Here is a 16,637-nt window from a genome sequence, read left to right as displayed (position 1 = left end):
AAATATTTATAGGAATGTCGCCGTGTTTGGCGGCTGGGCTTTGGTTATATCGTATCCAACGCTTGAACAATTCCAAGCGACTGAAGGCACTTTCGATCAATAAAATGTTAGCGAGCTCTCTTTTTTATCCAACTCATTTCATTTCTCCGTTTTCATATTGTCCTAAGTTTTTCGGGCATGACCAACTATTGCGATGCGTTCGCCGCCTTGGCTTTTTTACCCCAAGTCACCTGTTGGATGACCAAACCACTGATGATTAAGACAAGTCCAATCAGCGTCGATGGGTGGATTTTTTCACCAATAATGGTCGCCAGCAACATCAACGAGATAAATGGCGAAGCGAAGATCAGGTTGCTGATGCGCGCCGTATTTTGGGTTAGCTTCAAGGCGCTCAACCACAGCACAAATGTCACTCCCATCTCAAACAGGCCGACGTATGTCACCGCCGCCCAGCCTTTGGTGGAGATAGCTTGCCAGCTTGCGCCTTCGTACCAACTTAAAGCGATGGTGAATGGGATCGCGACCAAAAAGCCCAGCAAAACACCCACCACCGGATCGGCTTTGTTTTTGGTGTTGAGAATCCAGTAACCCGCCCAAAGTAACGTCGACAGCAGTGCCAAGCCAACGCCAAGCGGACTCTCAAACTGCATGCCAAGCACATTGCCTTGCGTTGCAATCACGATCACGCCGAGGTAACTGAATCCACACGCTATCCAATCTTTGCCACGAATCTTTTGCCCCAAAAACACCGCTGCCATCAGGGTGAGCGTAATGGCCCAGCTGTAGTTGATGGCCTGCGCTTGAGAAGCGGGCAGCAAATCGTACGCTTTAAATAGGATCAAGTAATACGCCAACGGGTTGATCAAACCAAGCAGCAAGTAGTACCAAGGATTAGAGAGAAAAGTAGCACTTAGCTGGTTTAATTTACCTTGCACACCGCACACAATCGTAAGCGCGATGGCAGAAACCATACTGGCGATACACAGCATTTGGATCGGCGTAAATTCCGCTAATGTCAGTTTAAATGCGGTTGCAACCGTTGACCAAAGTAATACTGCTGAGAGCCCAAATCCTAGGGCACGACGCTCGTTCATGATGCCTCTGTGTGATGATGTGCCGCTCTTTGCTGAAAGAGTGAGCGGGAGTGAGTATGTTGTACGGAGTGCCTAGTGTATGCGAGGATTTTTCATCCAACAAACTGGACATTTATCCAGTGTCTAAATACCATTGATAAAGATATAAAACATAGGCTAACTCGCTATTATGCAATGGATTCTTGAGCATCAATCTCTCATTCTTTCTTCTCTTTTTGCCGCGACAGCGAGCGGTGTCGCCGTGGGTTGGTGGGTAAAGCAGCGCTTTATTACTCAAACTCAACTACTCGAACAGCAGTTGGTGTCAGAAAAACAGCTTCATCAACAACAGCTTGAACAAGTAAAGCAAAGCCTTGCCGATGCGCAGCAAGAGTTGGATGAACTCGACAACGAGCGCGATAAAGCGGCCTTTGAAGTGCGCCAATCACACGGCAAGTTGATGGCGGCCATGGAGAAATTGCGTTACTTCGAAGCCGTCAAACAAGAACGTCAGCAGTATTTTGATGAGCTGGGCCAAATGCGTGAACAAAAATCCCGTTTGGAAACGCAGCTTCGTGAGCAGCAGGCGCGCCACGAGCAAATGAATCAGGCTAATACGGAAAAACTGCAAATTTTAGAGCAGGCCGAAGTGCGTCTGAAACAACAGTTTGAGCACCTTGCCAATCAACTGTTTGAAGAGAAAACCGCGAAAGTCGATTTGCAAAACCGTCAAAGTTTAGAAGGGTTGTTGTCACCGTTAAAAGAGCAGTTAGAAGGTTTCAAAAAGCAAGTCAACGACAGCTTTAGCCAAGAAGCTAAAGAGCGTCATACGCTGGTGCATGAGCTGAAAAATCTGCAACGCCTCAATGAACAAATGACTCGAGAAGCCGTGAACCTGACCCAAGCGCTCAAAGGCGATAACAAACAGCAAGGTAACTGGGGTGAAGTGGTGTTGGCGCGCGTTTTAGCCGAATCGGGGCTGCGCGAAGGGCACGAGTACGAAACGCAAGTGAACCTACAGAGCGAAGCGGGTAAGCGTTACCAACCGGATGTGATTGTGCATTTGCCACAAAACAAGCAAGTGGTGGTCGATTCGAAAATGGCATTGGTGGCGTACGAGCGCTACTTTAATGCCGAAACGGATGCTGAACGCGACCGCGCGTTAAGTGCTCACCTCACCGCACTGCGTGCGCACATCAAAGGTTTAAGCATGAAGGATTACCACAAGCTCAAAGGCATCCAAAGTCTCGATTATGTGCTGATGTTTATTCCGGTAGAGCCGGCGTTTCAAGTGGCGATTCAAGCCGACCCAAGCTTGATCAAAGATGCGATGGAGCAAAACATCATCTTGGTTAGCCCAACCACGTTGCTGGTGGCACTGCGCACCATCGACAATTTATGGCGCAACGAACGTCAGAATGAAAACGCCAAATTGATCGCCCAGCGCGCCACCAAACTGTACGACAAGCTGCGTTTATTCATCGACGACATGGAAGGGTTGGGCGGCGCATTAGACCGAGCGAACCAAACCTATCAAGGCGCTATGAACAAGCTGGCGACAGGCCGTGGCAACGTGATTCGTCAAGCAGAAAGCTTTAGGCAGTTGGGGGTTGAAATCAAACGACCGATTTCTTCTGACCTTGCGCAGTTGGCGCAAAGTGATGCATTTTCAGAAAATGAATCACCAAATGAATCGTTAGTAGAAAGACATCCGGCTGAGGATAAAGTAAACTAATCGCCCGCAGTACAGAGGGCGACTTTCATTGTCAGCAAACGCCCTGTAGTGAACAAGTGCTGCCCAAGAGGAATTAGAATGACGGACACAAGCTTGCAATCCAATACAGCGTTAGAGAACGAAACGACCCACTTTGGTTTCACCACAGTGGCGAAAGAAGAAAAAGTGACCAAAGTTGCCGAAGTTTTCCACTCAGTGGCAGCGAAATACGACATCATGAACGACCTGATGTCAGGTGGTATTCACCGCCTTTGGAAGCGTTTTACGATCGATTGCAGTGGCGCTCGTCCTGGTCAGCGCATTCTGGATCTAGGTGGTGGTACGGGTGACCTAACCGCGAAATTCTCGCGTATTGTGGGTGACCAAGGCCACGTTGTTCTGGCAGATATTAACAACTCAATGCTGAATGTTGGCCGCGACAAACTGCGCGATAACGGCATTGTGGGTAACGTACACTACGTACAAGCAAACGCAGAAGAGCTGCCTTTCCCAGATGATTACTTCGATGTGATCACCATCAGCTTCTGTCTTCGTAACGTAACCGACAAAGACAAAGCATTGCGTTCAATGTTCCGCGTCCTCAAGCCAGGTGGTCGTCTATTGGTTTTGGAATTCTCTAAACCAGTTCTCGAACCACTATCAAAAGTGTACGACGCGTACTCATTCCACCTATTGCCAAAAATGGGCGAATTGGTCGCGAATGACGCAGAAAGCTACCGCTACCTTGCTGAATCTATTCGCATGCACCCAGACCAAGAAACTCTGGAAGGCATGATGCAAGACGCTGGCTTCGAAAACACCAAATACTACAACCTAACGGGTGGTATTGTGGCGTTGCACCGCGGTTACAAATTCTAAGGGTTAACGGCATGCCATTTGAACCTCTTATCACTGCTGTCATTGAAACTTCGCTGAACACACTGATTAAAGACGATCCTGCATTGGGTCGTCGTTTAGCGCGTCTCAAGGGCCAAGTTATCCAAGTTCACCTCAAAGAAATCGACAAGACGCTGACGTTTGTTTTCAGTCAGCAGATTGATGTGCTGGGTAACTACGAAGGTCAGCCTGACTGCTATCTCTCGTTGAACTTGAGCGTGCTGCCTGAGCTGCGTGACCAAGCCAACATCACTCGCTTGATTAAGCAAGACAAGCTTGAACTTGAAGGTGATATTCAACTGGCGCAGAAATTTTCTCAGTTGATGACCGATTGCAAACCGGACATTGAAGAGTGGTTATCTCGCGTAACAGGCGATGTGGTTGCACACACTTTGGTACAAGGCACCAAAAACGTGGGTGGTTTCTTCGTTTCTCAAGCGGAAAAACATCAGCGTCACCTTGCCCAAGTGGTCACAGAAGAGTGGAAATTGGCACCCGCACCATTGGAAGTCGCGTATTTTTGCGATCAAGTGGATGAGGTACGCAGCCAAGCTTCTCGCGTTGAAGCGCGTCTCAATGCTCTATTGAGCAAAGTTGGTTCGGATAAGCCAGCGCTGGAGAAACCATGACGCCAGCAGAATTAAAGCGTTTATACCGCATCATCAAAGTGCAGCTGGAATACGGCTTGGATGAGTTGTTGCCCGATCATCAACTGACCAAAGCGCCATTATTGATGCGCAAGAGCCTATTCTGGATAAAGAACCAACACCCAGAAAAACCGCTTGGCGAACGCTTACGTCTTGCGCTGCAAGAACTTGGCCCAGTGTGGATTAAGTTCGGTCAGATGATGTCAACGCGCCGCGACTTATTTCCTCCGCATATCGCCGATCCACTGGCGCTGTTGCAAGACCAAGTTGCCCCGTTTGACGGCGAGCTGGCCAAGCAGCAGATGGAAAAAGCGTTAGGCGGGCCGTTAGAGAACTGGTTTACCGAGTTTGACATCAAACCGCTGGCGTCAGCGTCCATCGCGCAGGTGCATACTGCGCGATTAAAAGACACTAACCAAGAAGTGGTATTAAAGGTTATCCGTCCAGATATTCGCCCGGTCATTGATTCAGATCTAAAACTGATGCACCGAATGGCGCGTATAGTCGCCGGAGCGATGCCTGAAGCACGTCGTTTAAAACCCGTTGAAGTCGTACGCGAGTACGAAAAAACCTTGCTCGACGAGCTCGATTTACGTCGTGAAGCGGCGAATGCCATTCAACTGCGTCGTAACTTCGAAGGCAGCGAAGAATTGTATGTTCCTGAAGTTTTTCCTGACTTCAGTAATGAAACTGTCATGGTTTCTGAGCGAATATATGGCATCCAAGTCTCTGATATTGAAGGCTTGGAAGCAAATGGCACCAATATGAAGTTGCTGGCGGAGCGTGGTGTGAGTGTGTTCTTCACTCAGGTGTTCCGAGACAGTTTCTTTCATGCCGATATGCATCCCGGGAATGTGTTCGTTAAACCTGAACACCCAGAGAACCCAATGTGGATCGGGCTAGATTGCGGGATCGTTGGTACACTTAATAGTGAAGACAAGCGTTATCTGGCGGAAAACTTCCTCGCGTTTTTCAATCGTGACTATCGCCGAGTAGCGGAGTTGCACGTTGATTCAGGCTGGGTTCCGGCAGATACCAATGTCGATGAATTTGAGTTCGCGATTCGCATTGTGTGTGAGCCAATTTTTGCTAAGCCACTGTGTGAGATCTCCTTTGGCCATGTGCTGTTGAACCTGTTCAACACCGCACGTCGCTTTAATATGGAAGTGCAACCTCAATTAGTGCTGCTGCAAAAAACGCTGCTGTACGTTGAGGGGCTTGGTAGACAATTATATCCGCAGCTCGATTTGTGGGAGACCGCAAAGCCATTCCTTGAAGAATGGATGATGAATCAAGTGGGCCCGCAAGCTTTGGTTAATTCAATCAAAGATCGCGCGCCATTTTGGGCGGAGAAATTGCCGGAACTGCCGGAGCTACTTTACGATAGCCTCAAACAGGGTAAAGCGATGAACCAGCGTATGGATCAGCTTTATCAAGGTTATCGCCAAAGTAAGCGCCAGCAGGCGACAGGAAAGTTTTTATTTGGCGTTGGCGCCACTTTAGTCGTATGCTCGGCAATATTGGTGGATAACGCTTATGAGCAGCTTTCGATGGCCAGCGGTATCGCAGGTGTCACATTTTGGCTGCTTAGTTGGCGAGCTTATCGTCAATAGACGTTAAACTCTTGAAATAATTTTGTTTAAAGACCCGAGGTAAAAAGAATGGGTGGTATCAGTGTTTGGCAACTTCTAATCATTGCTGTAATTGTTGTATTGCTATTCGGAACTAAGAAACTACGTGGCATCGGTGGCGATCTAGGTAGTGCCGTTAAGGGCTTCAAAAAAGCAATGAGCGATGAAGATTCTGCGAAAAATGAAAAAGACGCAGACTTCGAGCCAAAAAGTTTAGAAAAACAGCAGCAAAAAGAAGCTGCACCTGAAACTAAAAAAGACAAAGAGCAGGCATAAAACGTGTTTGATATCGGTTTTTGGGAACTGGTATTAATATCTGTTGTTGGTCTGGTCGTTCTTGGACCGGAGCGTTTGCCTCATGCTATTCGAAGCGTGTCTCGCTTTATCGGTGCTGCTAAGAATATGGCAAATAGCGTTAAAGACGAATTGTCGCACGAGCTAAAAGTCCAAGAGCTGCAAGAAAACTTGCGCAAAGCTGAGCAAATGGGGATGGAAGATTTATCTCCTGAGCTCAAATCTTCGGTCGAAGAATTGAAGAAAGCAGCGCAATCTGTAAACCGCCCTTACGCTGATAAGGCGCAATCAGAAACGGAACCTGCAAAAGCAGAACCAGTGGCTGAAAGTGCAGAAAAAGTGGAAGAGATTAAGGTTTCAGCGGCAGATAAGAAAGCCGAATAGTCTCATTAGGAGGAGCTACTAGTGACTGGTAGCTCCTTTTTGATCTGATTTTTAATAAGAGGTTTGCCATGTCTACCGTCGAGCAGACACAGCCTTTAATTAGTCATTTGTTGGAGCTTCGCAACCGACTACTGCGTTCAATTTTGGCAGTGTTGGTGGTGTTTGTCGGGCTAATTTATTTCTCTAACCACATTTACGAGTTTATCTCCGCACCTTTGGTTGAACGTTTACCAGAAGGCGCGACGATGATCGCAACCGATGTGGCATCACCATTTTTCACCCCTCTAAAACTGACGCTTATCGCCTCAGTATTTGTTGCGGTGCCGTTTATTTTGTATCAGGTTTGGGCCTTTGTTGCGCCAGGTCTGTACAAGCACGAACGTCGTTTGATCATGCCATTGCTGTTTTCTAGCTCGTTGCTGTTTTACTGTGGCGTGGCCTTTGCGTATTACGTGGTATTTCCACTGGTATTTGGCTTCTTTACTGCGATTTCTCTCGGTGGGGTTGAGTTTGCGACCGATATTTCGAGCTACCTAGATTTTGTGCTGGCGCTGTTTATGGCGTTTGGTATTGCGTTCGAAGTGCCAGTGGCGATCATCCTACTTTGTTGGACTGGGGCGACCACGCCGCAAGACCTAAAAGAGAAGCGTCCATACATTATTGTGGCAGCGTTCGTTGTCGGCATGCTGCTGACGCCGCCAGACATGATTTCGCAGACGTTACTTGCGATCCCAATGTGCTTACTGTTTGAGGTTGGTCTGTTCTTTGCTCGTTTTTACACTCGTAAAGATGAGGAAGAAGAGGAGTAATCCTTCAGTTTTTAGACAGTAAAAAGCGGCTCAAATGAGCCGCTTTTTTGTTGCGGTTGGTTTGTTATTTTGGGCTAACTACTTAACTTTCAATACGTAACCACATTTAGTACAGACATAAACTTCTTTGATGCCTAGCAGCTTTTGAAAAAAGTTGCGTGGTACGCGTTGCAAGTAAGCACCATGTGTACACATTTCAATATCCGTATTCATGTTGTTTTACACCTGTGCTAAGACGTAGGCGAATAGCAGTATAAGAAAAGAATGTGTCGAGTTGTGGACAGTCACAAGAAGCGTACTGATGGAATACGCATGATGCGAAGTGGGTAGGGTTACAAGTTAATAGTTATGTCTATCAACACTACAGTATTGCTGGTTGAGTCGTTTCAGGTTTGGCCTGTTCACCCAACCGTTTAGGCAATAAAAAGCGACCTAGTGTGGTCGCTTGTTGCGTTTGTTGTCTTGCTTAAATCTTGAATAAGCTTTTTGCATTTTCCGTGGTGATAGCATCTATGGTTGCGACCTCTTCGCCACGCAAGTCTGCCACTCGCTGCGCGACGAGCGATGTGTAAGCTGGCTCATTGCGTTTACCGCGATGCGGCACTGGCGCCAAATATGGGCAGTCTGTTTCTAAGATGACCCATTGCATGTCTAAGTGTGGAATGACTTGGTCCATGCCGCCGTTTTTAAACGTCGATACACCGCCTAAACCAAGGTGGAAGCCCAACTCGTTAATTGCTCGCGCCTCTTCTAAGCTGCCACCAAAACAATGGAACACGCCACGCAGGCGACCGTCTTGCTCTTGACGAAGCAGAGTCAGCGTTTCTTCGATGGAATCGCGGGTGTGGATCACCACAGGTAAATCCATCTCTTTTGCCCAATTGAGTTGGGTTACGAAAGCCATCTCTTGCTCTGCTTGGTGGGTTTTATCCCAATACAGGTCGATGCCGATTTCGCCTACGGCGATAAAGTTGTGTTTTTCGAACCAGCCTCGGATGATTTCTAGCGTTTGATCAACGTTGCTATCAACGTAACATGGGTGCAAACCCATCATTGAGTGGCACACTTCCGGATAAGCTGCTTCGGTCTGCAGCATCGGTTCAATCGAGTCCAGATCGATATTCGGCAGCAAAATTTTAGTGATGCCTTGAGTTAAGGCGCGCTCAACCACTTCATCGCGGTCGTTATCAAATTCGCTCGCGTATATGTGCGCGTGGGTATCGATCATGGTCTTTCTCTGTACTTTGTCCGTTTGGTACGAGAAGTATACTTGAGTGTGAGTGCTGGGTCATTTTCAGTTTTTTTCATCGCCTTTTTCCAGATTGTCACTCGCAAGGTGCATCAAGAGTGATATGATTTTGTTCACCAGATGATTTGATCATCATAACCGTCCAGACAAGGAGAAAATGGTGTCTGTATCAATTCAAGGTCCATTCCCTGCACGCCGTATGCGTCGTTTACGTAAACACGATTTTAGTCGTCGTTTGATGGCTGAGAACCAACTTTCCGTGAATGATCTGATTTACCCAATGTTCATCCTTATGGGTAAAGATCGTCGTGAGAGCGTGGAATCCATGCCGGGTGTAGAGCGTTTGTCGATTGATTTAATGCTAGAAGAAGCACAATACCTTGCAAATCTAGGCGTTCCTGCCATCGCGCTTTTCCCTGTCGTAAACCAAGACGCTAAAAGCTTATGCGCTACCGAAGCTTACAATCCAGAAGGTTTGGTTCAGCGCGCAGTACGTGCACTAAAAGAGCACGTGCCACAAATCGGTGTGATTACAGACGTCGCACTAGACCCGTTCACCACACATGGCCAAGACGGCATCATTGATGAAGATGGCTATGTGATGAACGATGAAACCACCGAAGTGTTAGTTAAGCAGGCATTGTCTCATGCCGAAGCGGGCGCAGATGTGGTTGCGCCATCAGACATGATGGATGGTCGTATCGGTGCAATCCGAGTTGCGCTAGAAGAAGCGGGCTACATTCATACTCAAATCATGGCTTACTCGGCTAAATACGCATCAAACTACTACGGCCCATTCCGAGATGCCGTCGGTTCTTCGTCTAATCTAAAAGGTGGTAACAAGAAAAACTACCAAATGGACCCAGCAAACATTGATGAAGCAATGCATGAAGTCGCAATGGACATCAATGAAGGGGCAGACATGGTGATGGTTAAGCCAGGTATGCCATACTTAGATGTAGTTCGCCGAGTGAAAACCGAGCTGCAAGTTCCGACATTTGCTTACCAAGTATCGGGCGAGTACGCGATGCACAAAGCGGCGATTCTTAATGGCTGGTTAAAAGAGCGCGAGACAGTAATGGAATCACTACTGTGCTTTAAGCGTGCGGGCGCCGATGGCATCCTGACTTACTTTGCAAAAGACGTTGCAGAGTGGTTAGCGGAAGAGAATGCACAAGCCGCTCAGCACCTAAAGATGGCTCGAGAAGCGACAGAAGAGTAATTATCGCTCAGTGAGAAAAACCAGACCGACAATAGTTGTTCGTCTGCATATACCCAAGTAACCTCAGGCGGATTACAAAAGGCTTGTATATCCCAAAAAATCCAAGGTGCTTGGGTATATTTATTTCTGGAGAAGAGAACAATGACAATGCTGATTCGTGAAGGCACGTTGAAAGAGGCACTTCAAGTGGTCACTCGAGTGAAAGAGTTTGCCAACGGAGAAACCTTAGATTCGATGTCACAGCGTCTTGGAGACAAAAACAGCCTAATCCTAGTGGCTGAGAAAAACGGTGCTATTGTCGGTTTTAAAATCGGCTACGAACTGGATGAAGACACCTTCTATAGTTGGTTTGGTGGTGTTGCGCCGCAAGCTCGAAATGAGGGAGTCGCGCAGATGTTGTTAGAGGCTCAAGAAGAGTGGGTCGCAGAACAAGGTTATAAAACACTAAAAGTGAAATCTCGAAACCAATTTCCTGCCATGCTCAGATTGTTGTTGAGAAATGGTTATCTTATTGAAAAGTTTGAAGAAAAAATCAATCTTCGTGAATCGAGAGTGCATTTCATTAAAGCAATGTGAAAATAAATGAGATTTTTTCTCATTTAACTGTTGACTGTTAAATGATAATCATTATTATTAATCCTGTCTTAGGGAATGAGGAAAGTTCACAAGGACGTTGAATTACTGATTAACAGAAGTTGATTAACTGGTGTTGAGAAGGTGATGAAACATTTATCCAAGAACTTGCACGAATTCTTTTTGACACGACATTGCTCACATTGCTTCCAGTGTAATTTATAGCTTCTTGGTTAAGCTGCCATGATATGGAACTGGCTTTACCACTTCTGCTAGGCGACCCAATTGGGTCGCTTTTTTCTTTTCTACGATTTCCATTTGACGTCACTATCCGTAACTTTTCCACATGACATGATCATTTTAAGATCGTTGATCTTCTCGCCTTGTTTAAAAATAATCCTTTAAAAACAATAATATATGTTTGTATTTTTTTGTCTTTTCTATCATTGTACAATCTGTGGATAATTTATATAAACAGAGTTATCCACAGATGATGGTGGTTTTCTTGAATAAATCGGAAAATTTCCGCGATCTGGATCGAACGAACAAGATAGATTCGGATCAGCAGTCATGGCATCCTAGGCAGATCTATTAAGTACTGATTTGGATACAGACAATTATGGCAAGTATTCCTGAAAATCCGCTGATTCTTATCGACGGTTCTTCTTACCTATATCGCGCTTTTCACGCTTACCCGGGCACGATGAGTAATGGTGAAATCCCAACCAACGCAGTTTACGGTGTGGTGAACATGCTACGCAGTATGATGCGTCAATTTGCGTCTGAGCGTATTGCGGTGGTGTTTGATGCGAAGGGTAAAACCTTCCGTGATGAGATGTATTCAGAATACAAAGCGAATCGTCCACCAATGCCGGACGATCTGCGTTGCCAAATTGAACCTTTGCACAACGTTATTCGTGCGATGGGGTTGCCGTTGATCTGCGTTCCTGGCGTGGAAGCAGATGACGTCATCGGTACGTTGGCTTACCAAGCCTCGCAACAAGGCATGCCTGTTTTAATCAGTACTGGCGATAAAGATATGGCTCAGCTGGTGGATGACAACATTACCTTGATCAACACCATGACGAACGTCGTGATGGATCGTGAAGGGGTGGTGGAAAAATTTGGTATTCCGCCAGAGTTGATCATCGACTATCTAGCGTTGATGGGCGATAAAGTCGATAACATCCCTGGTGTACCGGGTGTGGGCGACAAAACGGCGACCGCTTTGCTGCAAGGCATTGGTGGCCTGACTAAGTTGTACGAAAATCTGGATGATATCGCGGCACTTGGTTTCCGCGGTTCGAAAACCATGGCGAAGAAGCTGGTCGACAACAAAGACAACGCTATGCTGTCTTATGAGCTGGCTACCATCAAGCTGGATGTGGAACTGGAAGAAACACCAGAGTCGCTACTGAAAGCAGAGCCAAACAAAGACGAATTGATCAAACTGTATGGTCAGTTGACGTTTAAGTCTTGGTTGAACGAACTGCTTGAAGGCGGCTCAGGCACTGTCGAAGCGGTTGAACTTGCAGGCTCTGCGCAAGCATCATCATCTTCTTCGCATGCTGAAATGGAAACCTCAGCGGTAACGATTGATCGCAGTCAGTACGAAACCATTTTGGACGAAGCTTCTTTCAATGCGTGGCTAGAAAAACTCAAAGCGGCAGAGCTGTTTGCCTTTGATACCGAAACGGACAGCCTTGATTACATGGTGGCGAACCTCGTCGGTTTGTCATTTGCCATCGATGAAGGTATTGCGGCTTATGTCCCTGTCGCACACGATTATTTGGATGCGCCAGAGCAACTGGATCGCGATTGGGTTCTTGAGCAGCTGAAACCAATTCTTGAAGACGACGCTCAAGCGAAAGTCGGTCAGAACCTAAAATACGACGCGTCTGTGCTGGCACGTTACGGCATCGAGATGAAAGGCATCAAATACGACACCATGTTGGCGTCTTACGTTTACAACAGCGTAGGCGGCAAACACGACATGGACAGCTTGGCACTTCGTTTCCTACAACACAGCTGCATTTCATTCGAACAAATCGCGGGTAAAGGTAAAAACCAACTGACCTTCAACCAAATCGAGCTTGAGCAAGCATCGCCATACGCAGCAGAAGATGCAGACGTCACGCTTCGTCTGCACAATCGTCTGTTTGCTAACATCGAACAAGATGAAAAGCTAAAATCGGTTTACGAAGAAATCGAAATGCCGCTAGTCCCTGTTTTGTCTCGCATTGAGCGCACTGGTGTTCTGATTGATGACATGAAGCTGAGCGCTCAATCGGTAGAAATCGCGGCCCGTTTAGAAGAGCTTGAACAAAAAGCTTACGAAATCGCAGAACAAGAGTTCAACATGAACTCGCCAAAGCAGTTGCAAGCCATCCTATTTGAAAAAATGGGTCTACCTGTTGTGAAAAAAACGCCATCTGGCACACCTTCAACCAATGAAGAGGTGTTGCAGGAGCTTGCGTTGGATTACCCACTGCCAAAACTGATCCTAGAATACCGTGGCTTAGCGAAGCTGAAGTCGACATACACAGACAAGCTGCCGAAGATGATCAACCCTTCAACTGGTCGTGTACACACCTCTTACCATCAAGCGGTGACTGCGACAGGTCGTTTGTCATCTACCGATCCAAACTTGCAGAACATTCCAATCCGTAACGAAGAAGGTCGTCGTATTCGTCAGGCGTTTGTAGCTCCTGCTGGTTACAAGATTCTGGCTGTCGACTACTCGCAAATCGAGCTGCGTATTATGGCGCACCTTTCTGGCGACCAAGCGCTGCTTGATGCCTTCCGCGACGGTAAAGACATTCACGCCGCAACCGCAGCAGAAATCATGGGAGTGTCTATTGATCAGGTATCCAGTGAGCAGCGTCGTCGTGCAAAAGCGGTGAACTTTGGTCTGATCTACGGCATGAGCGCATTCGGCTTGGCAAAACAGCTGGGCATTCCTCGTGGTGAAGCGCAAGCTTACATGGACAAATACTTCGAGCGTTACCCAGGTGTAATGCAGTACATGGAAGACACGCGCAGCGCAGCAGCTGATAAAGGTTATGTCGAAACCATTTTTGGTCGACGTTTGCATCTGCCAGAAATCAAATCGCGTAATGGTATGCGTCGTAAAGCAGCAGAACGAGCGGCGATCAATGCGCCAATGCAAGGCACTGCAGCGGACATTATTAAGAAAGCGATGCTGCTAGTGGATCAATGGATTCAAGAAGAAGGCAATGGTCGCGTAAAACTTTTGATGCAAGTACACGATGAACTGGTATTTGAAGTCGAAGAGTCGTCTTTGTCCGAAATTGAAAGTAAAGTACAAAAATTGATGGAATCTGCAGCAGAGTTGAAAGTGCCTTTAGTGGCAGAAGCTGGTCACGGTGACAACTGGGATCAAGCACACTAATCATTTTTAAATCAATTTGGTCGATTTAGTATGAGCCAGCGCACAAACGCTGGCTTTTTTGTGTCATTAAAAAAGCAACTTGAATTTGAAAATTAATGTTGCTTAATAAAACTTTCATGAAAAAAAACTACAAAAAATCTTTGCAATTCTGACCAATTGTTGTACATTAGATCGCGTAGGGTACAGAGGTAAGATGTTCTATCTTTCAGACCTTTTGTTTCACGTTATTGGATTAGGCTGATTCAGCCGCCCCAGTCAGTTTTTGACTGGGGCGTTTTTTATTGGGCGAAAGAAAAATTCCTTTTAACTCAGTTTCTTATCCATTTTGGCGCTGTCCTCGCAATTCTCTCTCGCTAACTATTTGCTTCCACTGATTTTTTGTCGTTATTTCTTCGACTTATTCATCCTGTAAATTTACGCCATTCACACTATTATTTTTTCTCGAAAGAAAGTAAGTCGGCCTTTTTGAGGGGTGAAACTTATCTAACTTATTGAATTTAATTTTCTTTATTAATGTTTGGTAAACGAAAAGACTCAAGATTAGAAAAGCAGATGACTTTTTGAACTATTGAAATCATTCGATAGTTCAGTAATGCTTTGCAACATAACAATAATTACCAATTTTTCTCTCCCGTTATCCCTGCCAGGAAGGTGGGGATTTTTATTGCCTGAAATTCCGGTTTTTGCTTTGTCTAGATAAACAAAAGCCCCACCAAATGGCAGGGCTGTGTCGAAAAAATTTAACAAATATTGTTAATTATTCTTCGTTGCTCTCTGGCATCTCTAGATCGTCTTCTTCAATCAGGTGAGCCAGTGCTGGTGCAAACCAGGTATCCAGTTTCGCGCGCAGCTGATCGACCCCTAATCCTTTTAGTGAAGAGAAAACATCAACCGAAACGTCACCACCGAAAGTTTCTACTTGTTTGCGAATTTTCAGAAGTGTCTGTTTACGTGCGCCACTTTTTAGCTTATCAGCTTTAGTTAGCAACACTTGTACTGGAATACGGCTATCGATAGCCCAGAAAATCATTTGCTGGTCGAGATCTTTCATTGGGTGACGAATGTCCATCAGAACCACTAGGCCTTTTAGGCTCTCGCGTTTCTGTAGGTATTCACCTAAAGATTTCTGCCATTTGTTTTTCATCTCTACCGGTACTTGAGCAAAACCATATCCCGGTAGATCGACAATGTGACAACCTTCTTCTACTTTGAATAGGTTGATCAATTGGGTACGACCAGGTGTTTTGGATGTCTTGGCTAAGCTTTTTTGATTAGTTAGACGGTTAAGTGCACTCGATTTACCAGCGTTTGAGCGTCCTGCAAACGCAATTTCGACACCTTCGTCCTCCGGTAAGTGGCGAATATCGGGCGCGCTGGTGATGAAATGCGTATTTTGGTAATGAATTTTTACGCTCACTGTTAACTCCATCTCGACTTTGTGTAGTCGATTGATTACTTTTTTGTGAAATTGTGTAAAATAACCGTGCTCGGCATAAGGTCGCCTATTGTACCATGAGTGTACGCGGTATGTTCACATTCCGTGGTACTGGAAGCTTGATAATTATAATGGAATGTCATGAAGAAATTAGCGCTAATTTTGAGTCTTTTAGCCAGTTGCTCAGTATGGGCCCAAGGTAATATTGAGGCTGGTAAAGCAAAATCACAAACCTGTGTCGCCTGTCACGGAGCAGATGGCAACAGTGCAATCGCAATGTACCCTAAACTAGCAGGCCAACACGCTAAGTATCTTGAGAAGCAGTTAAAAGATCTTAAGCTAGGTATGACAAGTGGTGGTAAACAAGGTCGTTACGATCCTGTAATGAGTGGCATGGCAATGCCGCTAAGCGATGAAGACATCGCAGATCTTGCAGCATACTACTCTTCTCTACCAACTTCAGAAAGCTCGACACCTGAAGATGTGGTAGCAAAAGGTAAAGTGCTTTACACCGCGGGTGATGCAGAGCGTGGTCTAACGGCATGTATGGCATGTCACGGTCCGCGTGGTAACGGTACTGAGCTTTCAGGTTTCCCTAAAATTTCTGGTCAGCACGCTGACTACATCAAAGCTCAGTTAGAAAAATTCCGTGATGGTAACCGTGGCAACGATATGAATGCCATGATGCGTGACATCGCGAAGAAAATGACAGATGAAGATATCGAAGTTCTGTCGAAATACGTTGGCGGTCTGCACTGATACCCCTACATAGTTCGAGCAAAGTTGTACAAAAATGCCCCAGCGATTTCGCTGGGGCATTTTTGTTGGTGATGTGGCTCACACGTGATTTTTGAGGGTGTCATCGATATCTGCTCGAAAGCTTGTAAGACATTTGCCATACCTTCGATTGCGAATGTCTTCTTCTTATTTTTAACCTTTTGATTAATTGATGTTTTTAATTTTTTCGAAAAAATCATCGCTAATATTTCCTGCCGCTAACTTGTGAGTGCGTCGGGATTACGTAAAGTAGAAAGCGTTCACAGGGGGTGAATTGCAGGATTTTAGACCACGGATTCAAGGTCTTCATGGACGCAAGCTAGGATAGCTTGGTGATCGGAAAACGGAATTAGGTAGGCAAGGAGCCTGCTCGATACGGATGGTCATCTCGTCTTATGGTTAAGACAGTGGAAAGGATCAGGCACAGGAAGTTGCTCAGAAGACAGGAAGTAAAGGGATAGCCAAAACTCATCAGGAAGATGAAAAACAACACTTTTTGGCAAGGAAAGCACGAAAAACA

15 protein-coding genes are annotated in these 16,637 nt (G+C 46.1%); 11 read left to right on the top strand and 4 right to left on the bottom strand.

The window, feature by feature from the left end; genetic code table 11:
* Positions 1 to 185: 185 nt before the first annotated feature.
* Positions 186 to 1,094 (bottom strand): DMT family transporter, encoded by a 909-nt coding sequence (locus tag ACF8EG_RS09725; RefSeq protein WP_069506339.1) that lies wholly within the window; start codon positions 1,092 to 1,094, stop codon positions 186 to 188.
* Between the two features lie 169 nt (positions 1,095 to 1,263).
* Here ACF8EG_RS09725 and rmuC point away from each other — a divergent pair, with 169 nt between their 5' ends.
* From rmuC to tatC, 7 genes are all read left to right on the top strand, one after another.
* A complete protein-coding gene (rmuC, locus tag ACF8EG_RS09720) occupies positions 1,264 to 2,808 on the top strand; it encodes a DNA recombination protein RmuC (RefSeq protein WP_025624384.1) in 1,545 nt (514 codons plus the stop codon).
* 78 nt (positions 2,809 to 2,886) lie between these two features.
* Complete coding sequence (gene ubiE, locus ACF8EG_RS09715) at positions 2,887 to 3,666, top strand: bifunctional demethylmenaquinone methyltransferase/2-methoxy-6-polyprenyl-1,4-benzoquinol methylase UbiE (RefSeq protein ID WP_005456853.1); 780 nt, start codon at positions 2,887 to 2,889, stop codon at positions 3,664 to 3,666.
* 11 nt (positions 3,667 to 3,677) lie between these two features.
* Positions 3,678 to 4,313, top strand: a complete 636-nt coding sequence (locus ACF8EG_RS09710; protein WP_005456848.1) for an SCP2 domain-containing protein — start codon at positions 3,678 to 3,680, stop codon at positions 4,311 to 4,313.
* Complete coding sequence (gene ubiB, locus ACF8EG_RS09705) at positions 4,310 to 5,944, top strand: ubiquinone biosynthesis regulatory protein kinase UbiB (RefSeq protein ID WP_069506340.1); 1,635 nt, start codon at positions 4,310 to 4,312, stop codon at positions 5,942 to 5,944. Before ACF8EG_RS09710 ends, ubiB begins: the two co-directional genes overlap by 4 nt.
* 48 nt (positions 5,945 to 5,992) lie before the next feature.
* On the top strand, positions 5,993 to 6,238 hold the full coding sequence (tatA, locus tag ACF8EG_RS09700) for a Sec-independent protein translocase subunit TatA (protein WP_005456852.1): 246 nt from the start codon (positions 5,993 to 5,995) through the stop codon (positions 6,236 to 6,238).
* Positions 6,239 to 6,241: 3 nt separating this feature from the next.
* Complete coding sequence (tatB, locus tag ACF8EG_RS09695) at positions 6,242 to 6,640, top strand: Sec-independent protein translocase protein TatB (protein WP_005496675.1); 399 nt, start codon at positions 6,242 to 6,244, stop codon at positions 6,638 to 6,640.
* A gap of 68 nt (positions 6,641 to 6,708) precedes the next feature.
* The gene (gene tatC / locus ACF8EG_RS09690) at positions 6,709 to 7,449 is read left to right on the top strand and encodes a twin-arginine translocase subunit TatC (protein WP_005459771.1); all 741 of its coding nucleotides are present in this window, start codon (positions 6,709 to 6,711) and stop codon (positions 7,447 to 7,449) included.
* A 78-nt stretch (positions 7,450 to 7,527) separates the two neighbouring features.
* Here tatC and ACF8EG_RS09685 read toward each other — a convergent pair whose 3' ends face one another.
* Positions 7,528 to 7,662 carry a hypothetical protein gene (locus ACF8EG_RS09685; RefSeq protein WP_005478679.1) on the bottom strand — a complete coding sequence of 45 codons (135 nt, stop codon included), beginning with the start codon at positions 7,660 to 7,662 and terminating at the stop codon, positions 7,528 to 7,530.
* 253 nt (positions 7,663 to 7,915) lie between these two features.
* The gene (locus ACF8EG_RS09680; protein ID WP_021453370.1) at positions 7,916 to 8,677 is read right to left on the bottom strand and encodes a TatD family hydrolase; all 762 of its coding nucleotides are present in this window, start codon (positions 8,675 to 8,677) and stop codon (positions 7,916 to 7,918) included.
* Between the two features lie 181 nt (positions 8,678 to 8,858).
* Here ACF8EG_RS09680 and hemB point away from each other — a divergent pair, with 181 nt between their 5' ends.
* The 3 genes from hemB (at position 8,859) to polA (ending at position 13,905) form a co-directional block, all read left to right on the top strand.
* Positions 8,859 to 9,920 (top strand): porphobilinogen synthase, encoded by a 1,062-nt coding sequence (gene hemB, locus ACF8EG_RS09675; protein ID WP_005489689.1) that lies wholly within the window; start codon positions 8,859 to 8,861, stop codon positions 9,918 to 9,920.
* Between the two features lie 141 nt (positions 9,921 to 10,061).
* Positions 10,062 to 10,496, top strand: coding sequence for a GNAT family N-acetyltransferase (locus tag ACF8EG_RS09670; RefSeq protein ID WP_069506342.1), 435 nt, complete (start codon positions 10,062 to 10,064; stop codon positions 10,494 to 10,496).
* A gap of 616 nt (positions 10,497 to 11,112) precedes the next feature.
* Positions 11,113 to 13,905 (top strand): DNA polymerase I, encoded by a 2,793-nt coding sequence (gene polA, locus ACF8EG_RS09665; RefSeq protein WP_021453385.1) that lies wholly within the window; start codon positions 11,113 to 11,115, stop codon positions 13,903 to 13,905.
* A 757-nt stretch (positions 13,906 to 14,662) separates the two neighbouring features.
* On the opposite strand, the gene yihA is transcribed toward polA, so the two are convergent.
* Positions 14,663 to 15,322 (bottom strand): ribosome biogenesis GTP-binding protein YihA/YsxC, encoded by a 660-nt coding sequence (gene yihA / locus ACF8EG_RS09660; protein ID WP_069506344.1) that lies wholly within the window; start codon positions 15,320 to 15,322, stop codon positions 14,663 to 14,665.
* 159 nt (positions 15,323 to 15,481) lie between these two features.
* On the opposite strand from yihA, the gene ACF8EG_RS09655 reads away from it, so the two are divergent.
* Positions 15,482 to 16,099 carry a cytochrome c gene (locus tag ACF8EG_RS09655; protein WP_005478649.1) on the top strand — a complete coding sequence of 206 codons (618 nt, stop codon included), beginning with the start codon at positions 15,482 to 15,484 and terminating at the stop codon, positions 16,097 to 16,099.
* The last annotated feature ends 538 nt before the right edge of the window (positions 16,100 to 16,637 follow it).

The organism is Vibrio sp. YQ_11 (genome assembly GCF_043103065.1).
GTDB classification, from domain to species: Bacteria; Pseudomonadota; Gammaproteobacteria; order Enterobacterales; family Vibrionaceae; genus Vibrio; species Vibrio parahaemolyticus.
Note: the sequence above shows the minus strand (reverse complement) of the source record. Positions and strands in the feature narration are given on the sequence as shown.

Excerpts from the sequence above, each read along its gene's own strand:
- ACF8EG_RS09725 (WP_069506339.1), bottom strand. The coding sequence starts at position 1,094 with ATGAACGAGCGTCGTGCCCTAGGATTTGGGCTCTCAGCAGTATTACTT.
- rmuC (WP_025624384.1), top strand. The coding sequence starts at position 1,264 with ATGCAATGGATTCTTGAGCATCAATCTCTCATTCTTTCTTCTCTTTTT.
- ubiE (WP_005456853.1), top strand. The coding sequence starts at position 2,887 with ATGACGGACACAAGCTTGCAATCCAATACAGCGTTAGAGAACGAAACG.
- ACF8EG_RS09710 (WP_005456848.1), top strand. The coding sequence starts at position 3,678 with ATGCCATTTGAACCTCTTATCACTGCTGTCATTGAAACTTCGCTGAAC.
- ubiB (WP_069506340.1), top strand. The coding sequence starts at position 4,310 with ATGACGCCAGCAGAATTAAAGCGTTTATACCGCATCATCAAAGTGCAG.
- tatA (WP_005456852.1), top strand. The coding sequence starts at position 5,993 with ATGGGTGGTATCAGTGTTTGGCAACTTCTAATCATTGCTGTAATTGTT.
- tatC (WP_005459771.1), top strand. The coding sequence starts at position 6,709 with ATGTCTACCGTCGAGCAGACACAGCCTTTAATTAGTCATTTGTTGGAG.
- ACF8EG_RS09685 (WP_005478679.1), bottom strand. The coding sequence starts at position 7,662 with ATGAATACGGATATTGAAATGTGTACACATGGTGCTTACTTGCAACGC.
- ACF8EG_RS09680 (WP_021453370.1), bottom strand. The coding sequence starts at position 8,677 with ATGATCGATACCCACGCGCACATATACGCGAGCGAATTTGATAACGAC.
- ACF8EG_RS09670 (WP_069506342.1), top strand. The coding sequence starts at position 10,062 with ATGACAATGCTGATTCGTGAAGGCACGTTGAAAGAGGCACTTCAAGTG.
- polA (WP_021453385.1), top strand. The coding sequence starts at position 11,113 with ATGGCAAGTATTCCTGAAAATCCGCTGATTCTTATCGACGGTTCTTCT.
- ACF8EG_RS09655 (WP_005478649.1), top strand. The coding sequence starts at position 15,482 with ATGAAGAAATTAGCGCTAATTTTGAGTCTTTTAGCCAGTTGCTCAGTA.